The following is a 16719-nucleotide window of genomic DNA, read 5'->3' as shown; positions in this document are numbered from 1 at the left end:
TCGGCCATGGCCAGTCTGTTCATTGCCGACCTGCACCTGGACGACAGCCGTCCGCGCATCACCGAACTGTTCGAACGCTACCTTGCCAGTGACGAAGTGCGCCGCGCCGACGCTCTGTACATCCTCGGCGACCTGGTGGAGGCCTGGGTTGGCGACGATGACGACGCCGAATTGCCGCAACGCATCGCGGACGCCACCCGCGGCGTGCGCGACGCCGGTGTGCCGGTGTACTTCATGGTTGGCAACCGCGATTTCCTGCTGGGCGAAGCGTTTGCCCGCCGCGCCGGCTTCGAGTTGCTGGAAGACGGCACCGTGCACACGCTGCACGGCCGCCCCACCCTGCTGATGCACGGCGACGTCCTGTGCACCGGCGACGTGGCCTACCAGACCGTGCGCAAGCAGGTTCGCACGCCGGAATGGAAGGCGCAGATCCTCGCCATGCCGCTGGAGGCGCGCCGCGCCTTCGCCGCCAAGTCACGCGCGGAAAGCCGCGCACACACCGGCAGTGCGATGGAAACCCTCATGGACGTCGACGCCGGTGCCGTGACGCAGGCCATGCGCAACGCCGGTGTCACGCGACTGATCCACGGCCACACCCATCGTCCCGCGATCCACCGCTTCGAACTGGACGGCGCGCCCGCCGAACGCATCGTGGTCGGTGACTGGTACGAACAAGGCTCGGTGCTGCGCGTGGACGCCGACGGCGTGGAGCTGCGCGGCTTGCCATTGGGCTGAGAACCACCTGTAGAGCGCACAGGTTGCGCCTACAAGGCGCGCTTCTCTGAAAAGTGCGGCCATGGATAGCCGCCCGTGTGATCTTCGCGATCAGGGATGATCGCAAAAATCACCTGACCTTGCTCTTGGACACGTACCACGTGCCCAGCAGGAAATCCCACAGCGGCGAGGTGACGCCGTAATTCTTGTCGGGATGATGGTGGTGCACGTGATGCACGGCAGCCCACTTTCGCGCCAGCGGATGGTTGAAGCGGCCGCGCCGGTGGATCACGAGGTGGCTGAAACCGTACAGCGCATAGCCCAGCGCGATTGCGCCCGAAAGCAGCAAGGCGGTCGCCGCGGGCAGCGCCAGCGTCAGCACCGCAGCGAGCAGCACCACCACCGCGGGCGGGAAGAAGAACGGCAACGAGTCGTAGCCCAGCGGCTGTTCGTGATGAACGGTGTGTCCGCGCTCGAACAAGCGCAGCGCACCATGGAACAGCCAACGGTGGAAGGCGTACTCGATGAAGCTGAAGATGAACAAGCCGAGCAGGAACACCAGCGCCGACAACAGCGGCCGGCTGTGATCCAGCCAGAACGAGGCGCCGAGCAGGGCAAAGCTGACCAGGAAATCGGTAGCGTGGCCGACCCAGTAATTCGTCCGCGTGGACGACATGCGCGCAATCGCCTGCAACACGCCCGTAGCGCGTGCTCCGCCCGATCCCGCCGGTGCGAGCTTCGCCTCACTCATGGTGTGTATCGCTCCAGCGCCATCCTTAACCCCCATTGCCCGCCTGCATGACCACGTGGCGGCTACGCCGCCAAGTCTACCTCGCCGTCATGCCGAGGCGAACGGCGTGCCATCCTTCCGCCTCACGCGGTATTCAGGCATCCAGCAAGCGCGTCAGCCGCGCATCCTGCTCCTGCCAGAGCTCGTTGACCCACGCCTGAAAACGCAGGCGGAAGGCCTCGTCGCGCTCGTAGTCCCCGCGCAACTCCGGCGTGATCGCCCGCTGCAGCAAACTCACCCGCACCTCGCGCAGGCGCCCGGCAATCAGGTCGAGGATGCTGCATGGGCCATCAGGATAAACGATCGCGACTTCGAGAATAGCGTCAAGCCCTTCGCCCATCGCATCGAGGACGAAGGCCACGCCGCCGGCGCGCGGCTTCAGCAGGTGGCGGTACGGCGAACCCTGCGCATCGTGCTTGGCCGGCGTGAAGCGCGTCCCCTCCACGAAGTTCATTACCGACACCGGCAACTGGCGGAATTTGGCGCAGGCGCGGCGGGTGGCTTCCATGTCGCGACCGGCCAGTTCCGGGCGCCGGGCCAGCGTTTCCCGCGAGTAACGCTTCATAAAGGGGAAATCCAGCGCCCACCACGCCGGCCCCATCAACGGTACCCAGATCAATTGGCTCTTGAGGAAGAAGCGCAGAAACGGGATGCGCCGGTTCAACAGCTTCTGCAGCACCGGGATGTCCACCCAGCTCTGGTGGTTGGCCAGCACAAGGTAATTGGCATCTCGGCGCAGGCCATCCAGCCCGTCCACCTGCCAGTGGATGCGCGTGAACAGTGCGAACAACGCGTTGTTCCCGGCTATCCAGCTCTCCGCGATCGCCACCAGCACACGCGAGCAGGCGCGACGGAACCCGGCCACGGGCATCAGCAGCTTCAGCAGGGTGAGCGCGAACAGCGGCAGCACGTGCAGCAGCACGTTGAGCGCCAGCAGCAACACCACCAGCGGCACGCGGATCAGGGCGGGGAGGAAGGCGAGCATCGGGACCCTTTCAGCGGAGCAGGCGCCGCACCTTGAGCAGGGCCGCCACGAAGGCGTCGACCTCCTCGTGCGTGTTGTAGAACGCCAGCGAGGCGCGCAGCGTGGCCGGCACCCCATAGAACTGCATCAGCGGGTGCGCGCAATGATGGCCGGATCGCACCGCCACGCCTTCCAGATCCAGCAAGGTGGCAAGGTCGGTGGCCTGAGCGCCTTCGACCAGGAAAGAGATCACCGGCTCCTTGTCATTCGCCTCGCCGAAGAGACGCAGGCCCGGGACTTCGCGCAGTTGCGCGGTGGCGTGGTCGAGCAACGCACGCTCGTGGGCGCGGACGGCGTCGAAGCCCAGCGCATCGTAATAGGCGATCGCCGCAGCCACACCGGCGAAACCGGCGATGTTCGGCGTGCCCGCCTCGAAGCGGTGCGGCGGCGCGGCGAAGGTGGTGCCGGAGAACTTCACCTCGCGGATCATCTCGCCGCCGCCGAAGAACGGCGGCATGGCTTCAAGATGTTCCTTCTTCGCCCACAGCGCGCCGGTGCCGGTGGGCGCCAGCATCTTGTGGCCGGTGAGCGCGTAGAAATCGCAGCCCAGCGCCTGCACGTCCACCGGGCGGTGCGGCATCGCCTGCGAGCCATCCACGAACAGCGGGATGCCGCGCTCGCGACAGGCCTTTGCCAGTTCGCGCACCGGGTTCACCGTGCCCAGCACGTTGGAGACGTGGGTCACGCAGGCCAGCTTCACCTCGGGCGTGAGCAGCTCGATGAACTTCTCCACGATCAGCTCGCCGCGCTCGTCGATCGGCGCCGCCTTCACCGTGGCGCCGGCGCGCGCCGCCACGATCTGCCACGGCACGATGTTGGCGTGGTGCTCCATCGTGGTGGTGAGGATGGCGTCGCCAGGCTTCAACCGCGGCAGCACGAAGCTGTAGGCCACCAGGTTGGCCGCCTGCGTGGTGCCGGAAGTGAGCACCAGCTCGTCGCGCGACGGCGCATGGATGAAACGCGCCAGTGTGTCGCGCGCGCCCTCGTAGGCCGTGGTGGCTTCTTCACCCAACAGATGCACCGCGCGCGACACGTTGGCGTTGTGCTCGCGGTAGTGGCGATCCACCGCCTCGATCACCGCCAGTGGCTTCTGGCTGGTGTTCGCGTTGTCGAAGTACACCAGCGGCTTGCCGTGCACCGTGCGCGCCAGCAGCGGGAAATCCGCGCGGACGCGCCGGATGTCGAAGGCTTGAGCGCTGGTTTGTGCATTCATTCCGAAGTTTCCGTGGTTGACCCCCTCCCCTGCATGCAGGGGAGGGTTGGGGCGGGGTGCCCAGTGACGAGCCTTACCCCCAACCTCCCCCTGCACGCAACGGAGGAGAAAAAGCTGTTGTTCATTTTTGCCGCCTCGGTTGGCTTATGAACACGATTAAGATCAAGTGAACACGATTAAGATCAAGCTGTACGCAACTATTGAAAGCATTGAAAAAATTGCTATTTTTATGCAACTTCCAGTCCACCAATTTCTAAGGGCCTCTCTTGGGCTAATTTCGTAGATCTCTTGCGAATTGAATTTGATATTCATGGCATATAAAATCGTTCCACGATACGTATTCAGCGTTATTATTGACGCTGTAATTTCGCTACCTTCTGGGAGCTTGGCGAGTGCAGCGCATGGCGCTCCGCCGCCTGCATAGGTTGCTCCACAATACAATCCTCCTCCACTGATTCGATTTAAACCAATACGCCCAATGGGAAGATATGAAGAGACCCCGGAAATATCTGTCGTCCAACTGAAATCCGATAAATTAGGCGCATACTCTCTGGCTTTTTTTATTTGCCAAGTACCAACCATTAAAAAAATAGCTAACCCAATTAAAATTTTTATTAGAAATGAGCTTTTCATAACGTCACGCCCCCAGAAGTCGTCACGCATTGTTTTTAAATTCAACCCTTATATACCAAGATCACGCCGGCAACTTGACTACCAGCAACGCGGCCAAATGCTCGCGCAGTGCCGCGTTCGGCAAATCGTCCAGCACCGCGCGGCAGAACGCGGCGGTGAGCAGCGTCCGTGCCTCGGCCTGCGGAATGCCGCGCGAGCGCAGGTAGAACAGCGCGCGTTCGTCGAGCTGCCCCACGGTGGCGCCATGTGCGGCCTTCACTTCGTCGGCATGGATTTCCAGTTCCGGCTTGGTGTCGATCTCGGCGTTCGGCGACAGCAGCAGGTTCTTGTTGCTGAGGCTGGCATCGCTGCCATCGGCCCCCGGCGCCACCAGGATCGCCCCGCGAAAAACGCCGCGCGCCCGCTGGTCGGCCACGCCTCGCCACACGGAATCCGACGTCGTGCCCAACGCCTGGTGGCGTATCGCCAGCTGCGTGTCGATGTGCTGGCGGCCGCGCGGCATGAAGACGCCACGCGTGGCGAAGGATGCGCCATTGCCCGCCAGGTCGGCGTGCAGGTCGTGGCGCGCCAGTGCACCGCCCAGTTCCAGCACGTGCGAGGTGGTCCGGGCGCGCGAACCCAGATGCAATTTGCTGCGCCGGATCAGGCTGCTGCCGGTGGCCGCCTGCTGCAACAAGAGTTGCCGCAGCACGGCGCCGTCGCGCAACACGATGTCGCTCATCACCGTGGCCAGATGCTGCTGCTCGCCACTGGCGGCGTGGTGTTCCACCAGGGTGAGTTCGGCGCCTTCGCCCAGCTCGATGACGTTGCGCAGATGCCAGGCCAGGTCGCCTTCGGCAGGCGCGCCGAGGAACACCAGGTGCACCGGCTTGGCCGGCTTCGCGCCGGCCGCCAGTTTCAGCAGCACGCCGTCCGCGGCGAACGCCGCGTTGAGCCGCACGAAGGCGTCGCCCTGCTCCGCTTCGTACCGTGACAACACGAAGCGCAGCGGCTCGGCATCCTGCCGCAACGCCTGCGACAGCGGCTGCAACGTTAGGCCGCTGGGCAGCACGTCCAACGTGGAAAGATCAGCGCGGAACACACCGTTGACGAAGGCCAGCCTTGGGCCGTCCACACCGGGCAACGCAAACACGGCCGGATCGACCACGCGCGCCGCCGCTTGCGCATCGCCGGCGGCAAAGCGGCGCTGGCCCAAGGCGCGCAGTGCGGTGTATTTCCACGCTTCCATACGCGTGTCAGGCAAGCCGGCGGCCACGAAGGCATCGAGTTGTTCACGGCGCGACGCGTCCAGCCATGCGATGCCGCTGGCCGGCAGCGGCGCCGCACCCAATGCATCGACGAAGGGCAGCGCCTGGCTCATGCCGATGCGCCCGCCGGTTCGCCGTGCTCGCGCACCCAGGCGTAGCCGTGCTCTTCCAGCTTCAGCGCCAGCGTCTTGTCGCCGCTTTCCACGATGCGGCCACCGGCCAGCACATGCACGAAGTCCGGCTCGATGTAGTCGAGCAGACGCTGGTAGTGGGTGACGACAAGAAAGGAACGCTCGGGCGAACGCTGCGCGTTGACACCCTGCGCCACCTGCTTCAGCGCATCGATGTCCAGCCCCGAATCGGTTTCGTCGAGGATCGCCAGCTTCGGCTCCAGCACCGCCATCTGGAAGATCTCGTTGCGCTTCTTCTCGCCGCCGCTGAAGCCTTCGTTCACCGCGCGGTGCAGCAGCTCATCGGAGATCTGCATCACCTTGAGCTTCTCGCGCACCAGCTTGAGGAACTGCATGGAATCCAGCTCCTTCTCGCCGCGCGCCTTGCGCTGCGCGTTGAGCGCCGCGCGGAGGAAATAGGTGTTGTTGACGCCGGGGATTTCCACCGGGTACTGGAACGCCAGGAACACGCCGGCAGCGGCGCGCTGCTCGGGCTCCAATGCCAGCAGATCGATGCCGTCGAAACTGACCGTGCCGGCGGTGACCTCGTAGCCGTCGCGGCCGGAGAGCACGTTGCCCAAGGTGGACTTGCCCGCGCCGTTCGGCCCCATGATGGCGTGCACCTCGCCCGGATTCACGGTGAGCGTGAGGCCCTTGAGGATTTCCTTGCCCTCCACGCGGGCGTGCAGATTTTCGATGCGGAGCATGCTCATCACTTCTTGGTCTTCTCGATCAGTTGCAGGATGCACGGGCCCTTGCCCATGACCTGGAGGTCGCCGGCGATCGCGCTGGTCTTGCTGTCCACCGCGAGATCGCACATGGCGGACACGGGGGCCTTCGGCACCACGCCCAGCATGGCCGGATCCGACAGCCAGCCGGCATGCCACGTCTTGTCGTCGGCGGAAAGGCGCAAGCCCCACGGCACGGTGTGCAGGTCCACCCGCTTCGCCTTGCGGTAGAGCGGACCGACGGTGAAGTGACCCTGGCCGTCCGTCACCACTTCGTCCTTCTCCGCATCGGGCAGCGGCGCGCCGGCATCGTCGAACGCCTCGACCAGCTGTACGTGCACGCCCGGCACCGGCAGGCCGGCACGGGTCACGGTGCCGCTGATCTGCGGCGCCACCGGATCGGTGTGCTTGACGTGGATGCAACCGGCAAGCATGGCGGCCGCGGCGCCCGTCAGCAGGAGGGAAAGCGATCTCATGGAGTGTTCCTCGAATCGGCCAGAAATACCGTGCGTGCGCGCGGCGATGTCATGCGTCCACGCCATCGCCGCAACGCTGCAGCACGACGTAGGTGAAGGCTTGTTCACTGCCGGACGGTGTGCGGTGCACGTCGCGGCTGTGGGAAACCAGCCGGAAGCCCGGCACGAAGATCGCAGCCAGTGCCGACGCGTCGTAGCGCGTCACGGCGAGACCGCTGCAACGTTCCGGGCCATCGGCGGCAAACGTGCCGATGACCAGATAGCCGCGTGGCCGCACCGCATGCCTCGCGGCCGCGACGTAGCGTGCGCGCTCATCGGCGTCGGTGAGGAAATGGAACACCGCGCGGTCGTGCCACAACCCGAAGTGCGCCGCAGGCAAGGCAAGGTCGACGACGTCGCCGGCCATCCACTTCACCGAGTGCGCCCTGGCACCGAGCCGCCGCCGCGATTCGGCCAGGGCGACAGCCGAAATATCGAGCACGCCCACGTCCGTGAAACGACGCGCCAGCAGGTCATCGGCCAGGGTGGAGCGACCGCCGCCCACGTCCAGCGCCGGCTGGTCACTCGGCATGTCCAGCGCATCGATCAGGCGCAGCGACTCGTCGAGATGCGGACGGAACCAGCTGGTCTGGCCCGCCGTCCTCTCGCGGTACACCGCATCCCAATGTGCGCCGCGGGCGACACTCATCCCACCGCCCCTTCCAGCGACACCTCGAGCAGCTTCTTCGCTTCCACCGCGAACTCCATCGGCAGTTCGCGGAACACCTGCTTGCAGAAGCCGTCCACGATCAGCGACACGGCGTCTTCCTCGCCGATGCCGCGGCTGCGGCAATAGAACAGCTGGTCGTCGGAGATCTTCGAGGTGGTGGCCTCGTGTTCGACGATGGCGCTGGGGTTCTTCACTTCCATGTACGGGAAGGTGTGTGCGCCGCACTGCTTGCCGATCAGCAACGAATCGCACTGCGTGTAGTTGCGCGCGCCCTCGGCGCCCTTCTCCACCTTCACCAGGCCGCGGTAGCTGTTGCTGCTGCGGCCCGCACTGATGCCCTTGGAGACGATCTTCGACTTGGTGTCCCGGCCGATATGGATCATCTTCGTGCCGGTGTCGGCCTGCTGGCGATGGTGGGTGAGCGCCACCGAGTGGAACTCGCCCACCGAGCGGTCGCCGCGCAGCACCACGCTGGGGTATTTCCAGGTGATCGCCGAGCCGGTTTCCACCTGCGTCCAGCTGATCTTGGAATCCGCGCCGCGGCAGTCGCCGCGCTTGGTCACGAAGTTGTAGATGCCGCCGACGCCGTTCTCGTCGCCGGGGTACCAGTTCTGCACGGTGGAGTATTTGATCTGCGCCTTCTCCAGCGCGACCAGCTCCACCACCGCGGCGTGCAACTGGTTCTCGTCGCGCTTGGGCGCGGTGCAGCCCTCGAGGTAGGAGACATGCGAGCCTTCTTCGGCGACGATCAGGGTGCGCTCGAACTGCCCGGTGTTTTGCGCATTGATGCGGAAATACGTGGACAGCTCCATCGGGCAGCGCACGCCCTTGGGAATGAACACGAAGCTGCCATCGGAGAACACCGCCGAGTTCAGCGCGGCGAAGAAGTTGTCGCCCGTGGGCACCACGCTGCCGAGGTATTGCTGCACCAGTTCCGGATACTCGCGGATCGCCTCGCTCATCGAGCAGAAGATCACGCCGGCCTCGGCCAGCTTCTTGCGGAAGGTGGTGCCCACCGAGACGGAATCGAACACCGCGTCCACCGCCACGCCGGCCAACGCGGCGCGCTCGTGCAGCGGCACGCCCAGTTTTTCGTAGGTTTCCAGCAGCGCGGGATCCACCTCGTCCAGCGACTTCGGCCTGGCCTTGGGTGCGGCGTAGTAGCTCAGCGCCTGGTAGTCGATGGGATCGATCTTGAGCTTGGCCCAGTCCGGCTTCGGCATGGTCAGCCAGTGGCGGTACGCGGCAAGGCGCCACTCGGTCATCCATTCCGGCTCGCGCTTGATTGCGGAAAGCTGGCGGATCGTCTCCTCGTCCAGTCCCGGCGGCAGACCGGTCATCTCGATCTCGGTGACGAAACCGGCGCTGTAGTTGCGTCCCAGCGCTTCGGCGACCTCGGCGTTGTCGCGCAACGCGGTGGCGGCGGTGTCGATGGATTCGCTGCTCATGCCATGGTCCTGCCTTTCAAGGTGCTGATGTCCACCGTCACTTCGTGGCGGCGCGGTGCCGGGCGCAGCATGTCGGCCAGGGTCACCGCACGCAGCGCGTTGTCGAGCACGCTGCTGATGCGCTGCCAGCTGCCGCGCACGCCGCACTGCGCCTCGCGCCCGCAGTTGCCCTCGGCGACGACACCACATTCGGTCATGCCGATGGGGCCTTCCATTGCCTCGACGATCTCGGCCAGTGTGATCGCACCGGCCGGTCGCGCCAGCCGATAGCCGCCATTGACGCCACGGAAGGATTCCACCAGCCCGGCATGGCCCAGCGACTTCAGCAGCTTGCTCACCGTGGGCAGTTCCAGATGCGTCTCGTCGGCGATCTGCGCCGTGCTCAGCACGTCGGCCGGGTGGGCGGCGATGCAGGTCATCACCACCGCGGCGTAATCCGTGAGTCGGCTGACACGAAGCATGATGGGAGAGGGAAACGGCTTAATTCAGACCAAAATGGTACTGATTATGGGCGATCCGGTCAAACCGGCATACCCGTAACCGTCATTCCGGCGCCGGCCGGAAGCGCGTCGCAATAGCGAAGTTGGCCATCCCGCGGAGACCGTGCTCGTTCAGGCCGTGCGGTCACTGGATGACTCGCTGCACTTTCCCCGCGAGGCCGCCCGGCAGGCGTCCTGCACGTCTGTCCGGCCTGCTCCGGGCGACGAACGCTGGGCGACTTGCACCAACAGAAGGCATGACTTGCACCAGCTTTGCCGCTAGCCGATGCATTTGGACGTCCAGACGGCCACGCAGCGCGCCCCGCGGCGCTGGCACGCATCCTGCTGAGCGCGATATGGGATCAATCGCGAAGGGGTTGCCGCATGCAGTGGATCACCGCCGTCATCAAGCCGTTCAAGCTGGACGAGGTACGCGAGGCATTGGCCGAGGCCGGCGTGCACGGCATGACCGTCACCGAGGTCAAGGGGTTCGGCCGCCAGCACGGCCACACCGAGCTGTACCGCGGCGCCGAGTACGTGGTGGATTTCCTGCCCAAGCTCAAGATCGAGGTGGCGGTGAGCGACACGCAGCTCGACCGCGTGATCGAGGCCATCGCCGGCGCCGCGCGCACCGGCAAGGTGGGCGACGGCAAGATTTTCGTGCACCCGCTGGAGCAGGCGATCCGCATCCGCACGCAGGAGGTGGACGATGATGCGCTTTGACGCAAGACGGCTGGGCCGCCAGCTCGCCGCATTGGGCCTTGCCGGCCTGTTCGCCCTGCCCGTCTTCGCCCAAGGCACGCCGCCGCTGCATGCGGACAGCGGCGACACGGCGTGGATGCTGGTCGCGTCCATGCTGGTGCTGATGATGACGATACCCGGCGCAGCGTTGTTCTATGGCGGCATGGTGCGTGCCAAGAATCTGCTCTCGGTGATGATGCAGTGCTTCGCCATCACCGCCCTGGTGACCGTGCTGTGGGTGCTCTATGGCTACTCGCTGGCCTTCAGCACCGCAGGCATGCAGGCCGGCACCACGAACTGGCATTCCATCATCGGCGGACTCGACCGCGCGATGCTGGCCGGACTCACACCCGACACGCGCTACCAGACCGTGCCGGAAAGCGTGTTCGTGATGTTCCAGCTCACTTTCGCGATCATCACGCCGGCGCTCATCATCGGCGCCTTCGCCGAACGCATGAAGTTCAGCGCGATGCTGTGGTTCAGCGGCCTGTGGCTCACCTTCGTCTACCTGCCGATGGCGCACATGGTGTGGAGCGGCCCCGGCTCGCTGCTGGGCGACATGGGCGTGCTCGACTTCGCCGGCGGCACCGTGGTGCACATCAACGCCGGCATCGCCGGCCTGGTCGCCTGCCTGGTGATCGGCAAGCGCCGCGGCTGGCCGCAGACGCATATGCCGCCGCACAACCTCGGCTACACCGTGATCGGCGCCAGCCTGCTGTGGCTGGGCTGGTTCGGCTTCAACGCCGGCTCCGCCGTAGCCGCCAACGGCAGCGCCGGCATGGCGATGCTGGTGACGCAGATCGCCGCCGCCGCCGCGGCCATCGGCTGGACGGCGGTGGAATGGGCCATCCACAAGCGCGCCAGCGTGCTCGGCATCGCCTCCGGCGCGGTGGCCGGACTGGTCGCGGTGACGCCGGCCGCCGGCACCTGCGGCCCGGGCGGCGCGCTGTTGATCGGCCTCGCCGCCGGCGTCGTCTGCTTCTTCACCGCCACCCGCCTCAAGCACCGGCTGGGCTACGACGACACGCTGGACGTGTTCGGCGTGCACGCCATCGCCGGCATCGTCGGCGCCCTGCTCACCGGCCCGTTCGCCGCTCCGAAACTGGGTGGCTTCGGCACGGTGACCTCGCCGCTGCTGCAATTGTGGATACAGGCCAAGGGCGTGGGCTTCACCATCGTATGGAGCGCGGTGCTGAGCTGGGCGATCCTGAAACTCGTCGATCGCGTGGTCGGCCTGCGCGTGGATGCCGAGCAGGAGCAGATGGGCCTTGATCTCGCCGAGCACGAGGAGCGGGCGTACAACCTCAGCTAGCCGTGCTGCCACGCATGGGCGACGGCACTCAGAAGCCGTCGCCCAGTGCAAGGCCGCCCTGCGACTGTGCCGTTGGCGCCGCGCGCACCTTCGAATACGCCAGCAATTCGCCGAGCCGCGCGCCGTTCTGCCGCCAATCGTGGAAGATCGATTCGCCGACCAGCGCGTAATGCCAAGGCAGGCCGCTGCGCAACTCCGGCGGCAACGCATTGATGCGCTCGCACCAGGCAGCCGCAGCCCTGCGTTTGCGCTGCACATTCGGGTGGCTGGTCTGGTCCTGCGCCTTGGTCTCGACCAGATAGATGGCATCCGCCATGCGCACCAGGAAATCCGGCGAATAGAACGCCGGCATGCCGCTGTCCTTGACGTACCGTAGCCGCGCGAAATCATGTCTGGTCTCGCTGATCTTGCAGAACGCTGCCACGCTGGCATCGTGCAGAGCCCATTCGATGAAGGTCCGTTCGAGGCCGCCGCTGCGGCTTGGGTACGGCAAACGCGGATAGATGCACTTCTCTACTTCCAGCGACGCACTCTCGCGCATCGGCAGCCGGCTCACCTCGGACAAGCGGCGATGGCGAACCTCGATCTCGCCGCTCGTATTGTGGTCTTCCGCATTTCGCAGCGCCAACGCGAATACTTTGATCACGTGATCGACCACCGGCTGCAGCATCAGCAGGCGCCAGTTCTCGTTCTCGAAAGGCTCGAACTCTTCGCGGAACAGCCGTGAACGGATATAGTCGTCGATGGCCGTGGCCATCACCGCCGAACCCACCTGTGTGTACGGCTTGGCCAGGTGATACGCGACCTTGCCTCCTACCGGCAACGGCTGGCTTAATGCTTGGGTGATCCGTCGGGTCAACCTGGACAGCCATTCGTTGTAGCCGCCAACATTCATCACCGCGCCGTCCACGCGGTAGTCGCCGAACAAGGTACTGCTCTGCAGGTCGTGCGACGTGAACACATCGCCCTTGCCGACCAGGTCGCTCAATTGCTCGCGCGTCATGCCGCCGAATGGCTGCAGGTCGGCGATGTCGATCGGCATATGCTCAAGCGTTTCTTCCGCCTCGCGCAGGATAAAGGGGATTGCGAAATCGTATTTCTGATAATCCGGCCGCAATTCCACAAGGATCTGGTCGCCGATGTTGCTTTCCAGATCGTCGCGGATTTCGCCTACCAACTCCTTGCCAAGCTGCTCGTCATAGAAGCTCTGGAACGCCGGATGCTCGACGATGGAGAGGATGTCGATCAACGAATCCGGTTCTTCGCCGCGATTGATGCGCTCACGGTTCTCGCGCTTGCTGTCGATGTATTCCGGTTCACGCCACATCAGCCGCAGGCCGCGGCCTATGGTCTGCTCCAGCAGGATCTGCGCCTGCGAGGAACGCAACGGCACGATCACGCAGATGTTGTTGACGTCGAAGCCTTCGCGCAGCATCAGCACGCTGACGATCACGCGCGGCTGTGCTCGCCGGTCCACGTCGAACAACTGCTGGCGAACGCGCGCCCATTCCTTTTCGCCAATGTCTTCCTTCTTGCCGGAATCCACTGTGAGCACGTCGCTCTCTTCCAGCCCCTGATCGCGCAGGAAATCCGACACCAGCGGCGAGACCTTGGTGTCCTCGCACACCACCAACATCTTCGGCTTGCGCACCGGATCGAGCTTTGCGAAATCGGCCTCCAGCTTGCGCAGCTTGTGCAGCCCAGCACGCAGCATCACGCGCTGACCTTCCGACAGGGTCGCGTTGCCGTTCTCGTCTCGCTCGGCCTTGAACTCCAACGGCAGTGCGCCGATCTCCTTGCGCTTGTCCAGCACCAGCGACTTGACCAGCCCTGCACGCATCGCGTCCTTCAGATCGAAATCCACCACGATGTGCGGGAAATACAGTTTGCGCTTCTTCTTGCCGCCACCGACGTCGTTATAGGGTGTTGCCGAGAAATCCACCTGTACGAAATGCCGCCCCTTACCGGCAGCGATGCGCGACAGGCTTTTCTGCCATTCGACCTCGTCAGCCTCGCCTTCGCGCTTCAATTCATGGATATGGTGCGCCTCGTCGTTGAACACCATCAGCCTGGGAATGCCGGCCAGATACGCCAGCACGTTGCCGCGCGCCCAGCGACGGTCCAGCACGTCCAGGCTGTTGCCCGTTGCGCGGCCCGGCGTCAGCGGCAGCAAGTCGTAGGCCACGGCGGCGGCATCCGCCACCATGCCAGGCGTCGCCGGCGATGCGTCCTCGGCTTCCTGCTGCTCTTCTTCCGCTTCGGCATCAACCAACAGATGCCAATTCGTGATGGCGATCATGCCGCCGCCGGTCGCCTTCAACCCAATCTCTTGCTTGGTGCAGACGTTGCCGCGCACGAACTGTTCGACCTGTTCGCGATATCCCGGCGGCACGAACAGCTCGCGGCAGACCGCCACATCAGACGTCTCGAAGCGCCGCTGCCCATCGGCGCCTTCCTTGCCGAGGAAGGCATCCAGCAGGCGCTCGTACACGATCAGCCCCGGTGCGACGATCAGGAAATGCCGGGTGAAGCGCGGATCATCGATTCCAACCGCCAACCCGGCCGAGCGATTCAGCATCTGCCAGACCAGCAGCGCCTGCAGCACCCAGGTCTTGCCGGTGCCGGTGGCCATCTTCAGGCAGTATTTCGGATGCGCGTGCTTGCCCTGCTCGACTTCGAGGAGCCGACCATCTTTCAGCAGCTCGTCCGCGCACACCTGCCGGTACAGGTCGGCGAGGTTCGGGCTGTCCAGCACCTCGTGCGCCACGATGGTATTGAGGATGGCCTGGCGCTGCCCCGCATGGAAATTGAAGGCGCGCGACTGGCAGGCGTCCGCGCTGAACCACCAGCCCAGCAGTTCCGCTGTCGTCGGCGTGACCAGTTCGAGGATTTCCGCCTCGCCGTGCTCCAGCCCAAGGCAAAGCAACTGCACGCGCTGGGTGAGCGCCCTGGCCAGCGCGAGTTGGTCGTCGGGAGATGCAACGCGGCTCATGGCGTGCACTCCGCTACGACTTGCACCACCTCCGCCTCGAAACCAAACACGTCCACCACGCGCACGCACACGCGGCGCGCGCCGTCCCTGCGCGGCGCGTCGAAGCGCGCCTCGGTCGCCACGCGCAGAGTATCGTCGTCGTTCGCGGTATTGCCGCGATAGTCCTGCCACACCGAGCGGAACACCCGGCCGTCGTAGTCTGGGTCCACCGCCCAGTACTCGATCAGCGCCAGCGGCTCGGCGTTCATCACCCTGTGCAGCTTGGCTCGGTTGGCCTCGTCCAGGTTGATCGCTTCCGGCGAGAGCAGCACGTAGTTGTCCAGCGTCACTCGCAACTGCTCACTGTCACCACTGCACAGGCGCCGCACTGGCTTGATGGTGAGGTACTGCAGACTGGAGAAGCGCACCTGACCGCGCAGCTTCTCGACGCCGCCCTTCTTGCGCAGGCGGTCGAGCAGGTCAGGGGGGATCACCAGCACTTCCAGTCGGTCGTCGCTGAGCGCGGCGATGCTCTGGCCGATGGCGGGTTCGAAATTCCAGCCCAATACCACCACGCGATCCCAGCCACCCATTAAGTTATCGCGCTGAGCAATCGCCTTGCGCAATGTGGCATCGCCGGTGAGCTTGTTTGGCGAATCCACTAGCACCAATGTTTTCTTACCGGCGAACACCACTTTACCAAGGTTGCGAATTGGATTGTCGTCGGGGTCGAGCGGCTGCGCTCCATACAGCGATAGAACGATGGCAGACAGGTCACCTACGCGGAATTTGCGGCCCAGCTCGTTCTTCGCTGCCTCTACTTGGTAGTCACCGATGGCTTGATACAAGAACGGCCTGGCGTCCTGATCAATTAACCGCTTACGCATGATCATGCAGGCAGGTTTACCCAAATCAGATGTGATCCAGCGACGACCGAGTTTCTCGGCAACAACTGCCGTGGTGCCTGATCCGCCATTAAAGTCGACAACGAGACCATTATCCGGACAAGAATGTTCGACGATGCGCTCCAGTAACCGGACCGGCTTCTGGGTCTCGTAGCCGGTAATCTCCGAATGCTTCGACTGATTTTCCTTATATGCGCGCGGGTCAGCATAGATCTGCTTTATGTCCGTCCATACTGTCGAAGCCGGCAATCCTTTGCTTTCGTCTAGATATTGTCGATCCACAATGTTCTCGCCTTCTTCGTCTTTGCCACGAAGCCGAATTCGATATCGTCGACCATCATCGTCCGTGTACTTGAACCAGTCTTCTATGTATTTCTGCTCATAGGGCAAATACACTTTTTTTGTGTAACGACTGTCGTAGCATTTCGAGTAATGCGCGATGTACTCATGAATTTTGACCATTTTTGGACCGGCCGCTCGTCCACCAGAAGGTGATCCGTATGCCCAAATGACTTCCTGTACGAAGTTTCCCTTGCCGAAAATCTCGTCCATCAAGATTTTCACGTAATGGCTAACCTGGATCCCCAAATGGACATAGATCGAACCCGTATCAGAAAGTAACTCACGCATGAGGATCAGCCGCGGCGTGATCATCGCCAGATACGACGCCGTCCCATCCGACCATGTATCGGAATACGCGAACTGCTCGATCACCGTAGGCTTCTGCTCCAGCTCCGCGCCCGGCAGCAATACCTTGGTGCGGTAGTCCGCCTTGGAGTCGAACGGGGGGTCGATGTAGATCAGGTCAACCTTGCCGCGCAGGCTGGGCGTGAGCTCGTCGCCGGCCAGCAGAGCGGCCATAGCCAACATGTTGTCGCCGTAGATCAGCCTGTTGGTCCAGTCGAAGTTGCCCTCCTCGCTGAGATGGGCCTGCCGGTTCATCGTGCTGATCCAGTCGCTGTCGCGCGTGTCCTTCGACGGCAGAACCCATTCGCGCGTCTGCAAGCCGACTCGATGCCGCCCTTCCAGGCTCTCCAGGATCTTCTCCGCCTGCTGGCGGCCGCGGGCGATGATCTCGGGCAACTGTTCGAGCAGGGACTTGGGCATGGCGGCGGCCGTAAGGAATCCAATCGCCATGAAAGCAAATCTTTCGATTCTT

Annotated in this window: 15 protein-coding genes; 3 read left to right on the top strand and 12 right to left on the bottom strand. The window is 64.1% G+C overall.

The window, feature by feature from the left end:
- The first annotated feature begins 6 nt into the window (after positions 1–6).
- Positions 7–735 carry a UDP-2,3-diacylglucosamine diphosphatase gene (locus IHE49_RS02015; RefSeq protein ID WP_192154434.1) on the top strand — a complete coding sequence of 243 codons (729 nt, stop codon included), beginning with the start codon at positions 7–9 and terminating at the stop codon, positions 733–735.
- Between the two features lie 109 nt (positions 736–844).
- Here IHE49_RS02015 and IHE49_RS02010 read toward each other — a convergent pair whose 3' ends face one another.
- From IHE49_RS02010 to IHE49_RS01965, 10 genes are all read right to left on the bottom strand, one after another.
- On the bottom strand, positions 845–1465 hold the full coding sequence (locus IHE49_RS02010; protein ID WP_192154432.1) for a sterol desaturase family protein: 621 nt from the start codon (positions 1463–1465) through the stop codon (positions 845–847).
- 133 nt (positions 1466–1598) lie between these two features.
- On the bottom strand, positions 1599–2489 hold the full coding sequence (locus IHE49_RS02005) for an acyltransferase (protein WP_192154430.1): 891 nt from the start codon (positions 2487–2489) through the stop codon (positions 1599–1601).
- A 10-nt stretch (positions 2490–2499) separates the two neighbouring features.
- Positions 2500–3741 carry a cysteine desulfurase gene (locus IHE49_RS02000; RefSeq protein WP_192154428.1) on the bottom strand — a complete coding sequence of 414 codons (1242 nt, stop codon included), beginning with the start codon at positions 3739–3741 and terminating at the stop codon, positions 2500–2502.
- A gap of 162 nt (positions 3742–3903) precedes the next feature.
- A complete protein-coding gene (locus tag IHE49_RS01995; RefSeq protein ID WP_192154426.1) occupies positions 3904–4404 on the bottom strand; it encodes a hypothetical protein in 501 nt (166 codons plus the stop codon).
- A 31-nt stretch (positions 4405–4435) separates the two neighbouring features.
- Complete coding sequence (gene sufD, locus IHE49_RS01990) at positions 4436–5734, bottom strand: Fe-S cluster assembly protein SufD (protein ID WP_192154424.1); 1299 nt, start codon at positions 5732–5734, stop codon at positions 4436–4438.
- Positions 5731–6498 (bottom strand): Fe-S cluster assembly ATPase SufC, encoded by a 768-nt coding sequence (gene sufC / locus IHE49_RS01985; protein ID WP_192154422.1) that lies wholly within the window; start codon positions 6496–6498, stop codon positions 5731–5733. The genes sufD and sufC overlap by 4 nt, the downstream gene beginning before the upstream one ends.
- Before the next feature lie 5 nt (positions 6499–6503).
- Entirely contained in the window at positions 6504–6995 is a 492-nt protein-coding gene (locus IHE49_RS01980) for a carboxypeptidase-like regulatory domain-containing protein (protein WP_192154420.1), read from the bottom strand.
- Between the two features lie 49 nt (positions 6996–7044).
- Positions 7045–7683 carry a class I SAM-dependent methyltransferase gene (locus tag IHE49_RS01975; RefSeq protein WP_192154418.1) on the bottom strand — a complete coding sequence of 213 codons (639 nt, stop codon included), beginning with the start codon at positions 7681–7683 and terminating at the stop codon, positions 7045–7047.
- The gene (sufB, locus tag IHE49_RS01970; RefSeq protein ID WP_192154416.1) at positions 7680–9152 is read right to left on the bottom strand and encodes a Fe-S cluster assembly protein SufB; all 1473 of its coding nucleotides are present in this window, start codon (positions 9150–9152) and stop codon (positions 7680–7682) included. The genes IHE49_RS01975 and sufB overlap by 4 nt, the downstream gene beginning before the upstream one ends.
- Positions 9149–9613, bottom strand: a complete 465-nt coding sequence (locus tag IHE49_RS01965) for an SUF system Fe-S cluster assembly regulator (RefSeq protein WP_192154414.1) — start codon at positions 9611–9613, stop codon at positions 9149–9151. Before IHE49_RS01965 ends, sufB begins: the two co-directional genes overlap by 4 nt.
- A gap of 402 nt (positions 9614–10015) precedes the next feature.
- Here IHE49_RS01965 and IHE49_RS01960 point away from each other — a divergent pair, with 402 nt between their 5' ends.
- On the top strand, positions 10016–10354 hold the full coding sequence (locus tag IHE49_RS01960; RefSeq protein WP_192104717.1) for a P-II family nitrogen regulator: 339 nt from the start codon (positions 10016–10018) through the stop codon (positions 10352–10354).
- Positions 10341–11684, top strand: a complete 1344-nt coding sequence (locus tag IHE49_RS01955) for an ammonium transporter (RefSeq protein ID WP_225578102.1) — start codon at positions 10341–10343, stop codon at positions 11682–11684. The genes IHE49_RS01960 and IHE49_RS01955 overlap by 14 nt, the downstream gene beginning before the upstream one ends.
- A 28-nt stretch (positions 11685–11712) precedes the next feature.
- Here IHE49_RS01955 and IHE49_RS01950 read toward each other — a convergent pair whose 3' ends face one another.
- Both IHE49_RS01950 and IHE49_RS01945 read right to left on the bottom strand, forming a co-directional pair.
- Positions 11713–14676 (bottom strand): DEAD/DEAH box helicase family protein, encoded by a 2964-nt coding sequence (locus IHE49_RS01950; RefSeq protein WP_192154412.1) that lies wholly within the window; start codon positions 14674–14676, stop codon positions 11713–11715.
- Entirely contained in the window at positions 14673–16667 is a 1995-nt protein-coding gene (locus tag IHE49_RS01945; RefSeq protein ID WP_192154410.1) for a DNA methyltransferase, read from the bottom strand. Before IHE49_RS01945 ends, IHE49_RS01950 begins: the two co-directional genes overlap by 4 nt.
- Positions 16668–16719 lie beyond the last annotated feature (52 nt).

Origin of the sequence: Rhodanobacter sp. 7MK24, assembly GCF_014842995.1 — a bacterium.
In the GTDB taxonomy this organism is placed as follows: domain Bacteria; phylum Pseudomonadota; class Gammaproteobacteria; order Xanthomonadales; family Rhodanobacteraceae; genus Rhodanobacter_A.
The sequence above is the reverse complement of the archived record's forward strand: the minus strand, read 5'-3'. Positions and strand labels throughout refer to the sequence as shown.

Excerpts from the sequence above, each read along its gene's own strand:
- IHE49_RS01965 (WP_192154414.1), bottom strand. The coding sequence starts at position 9,613 with ATGCTTCGTGTCAGCCGACTCACGGATTACGCCGCGGTGGTGATGACC.
- IHE49_RS01960 (WP_192104717.1), top strand. The coding sequence starts at position 10,016 with ATGCAGTGGATCACCGCCGTCATCAAGCCGTTCAAGCTGGACGAGGTA.
- sufD (WP_192154424.1), bottom strand. The coding sequence starts at position 5,734 with ATGAGCCAGGCGCTGCCCTTCGTCGATGCATTGGGTGCGGCGCCGCTG.
- IHE49_RS01995 (WP_192154426.1), bottom strand. The coding sequence starts at position 4,404 with ATGCGTGACGACTTCTGGGGGCGTGACGTTATGAAAAGCTCATTTCTA.
- IHE49_RS01980 (WP_192154420.1), bottom strand. The coding sequence starts at position 6,995 with ATGAGATCGCTTTCCCTCCTGCTGACGGGCGCCGCGGCCGCCATGCTT.
- IHE49_RS02005 (WP_192154430.1), bottom strand. The coding sequence starts at position 2,489 with ATGCTCGCCTTCCTCCCCGCCCTGATCCGCGTGCCGCTGGTGGTGTTG.
- IHE49_RS02000 (WP_192154428.1), bottom strand. The coding sequence starts at position 3,741 with ATGAATGCACAAACCAGCGCTCAAGCCTTCGACATCCGGCGCGTCCGC.
- sufB (WP_192154416.1), bottom strand. The coding sequence starts at position 9,152 with ATGAGCAGCGAATCCATCGACACCGCCGCCACCGCGTTGCGCGACAAC.
- IHE49_RS01945 (WP_192154410.1), bottom strand. The coding sequence starts at position 16,667 with ATGCCCAAGTCCCTGCTCGAACAGTTGCCCGAGATCATCGCCCGCGGC.
- sufC (WP_192154422.1), bottom strand. The coding sequence starts at position 6,498 with ATGCTCCGCATCGAAAATCTGCACGCCCGCGTGGAGGGCAAGGAAATC.
- IHE49_RS02010 (WP_192154432.1), bottom strand. The coding sequence starts at position 1,465 with ATGAGTGAGGCGAAGCTCGCACCGGCGGGATCGGGCGGAGCACGCGCT.
- IHE49_RS01950 (WP_192154412.1), bottom strand. The coding sequence starts at position 14,676 with ATGAGCCGCGTTGCATCTCCCGACGACCAACTCGCGCTGGCCAGGGCG.
- IHE49_RS01975 (WP_192154418.1), bottom strand. The coding sequence starts at position 7,683 with ATGAGTGTCGCCCGCGGCGCACATTGGGATGCGGTGTACCGCGAGAGG.
- IHE49_RS02015 (WP_192154434.1), top strand. The coding sequence starts at position 7 with ATGGCCAGTCTGTTCATTGCCGACCTGCACCTGGACGACAGCCGTCCG.
- IHE49_RS01955 (WP_225578102.1), top strand. The coding sequence starts at position 10,341 with ATGATGCGCTTTGACGCAAGACGGCTGGGCCGCCAGCTCGCCGCATTG.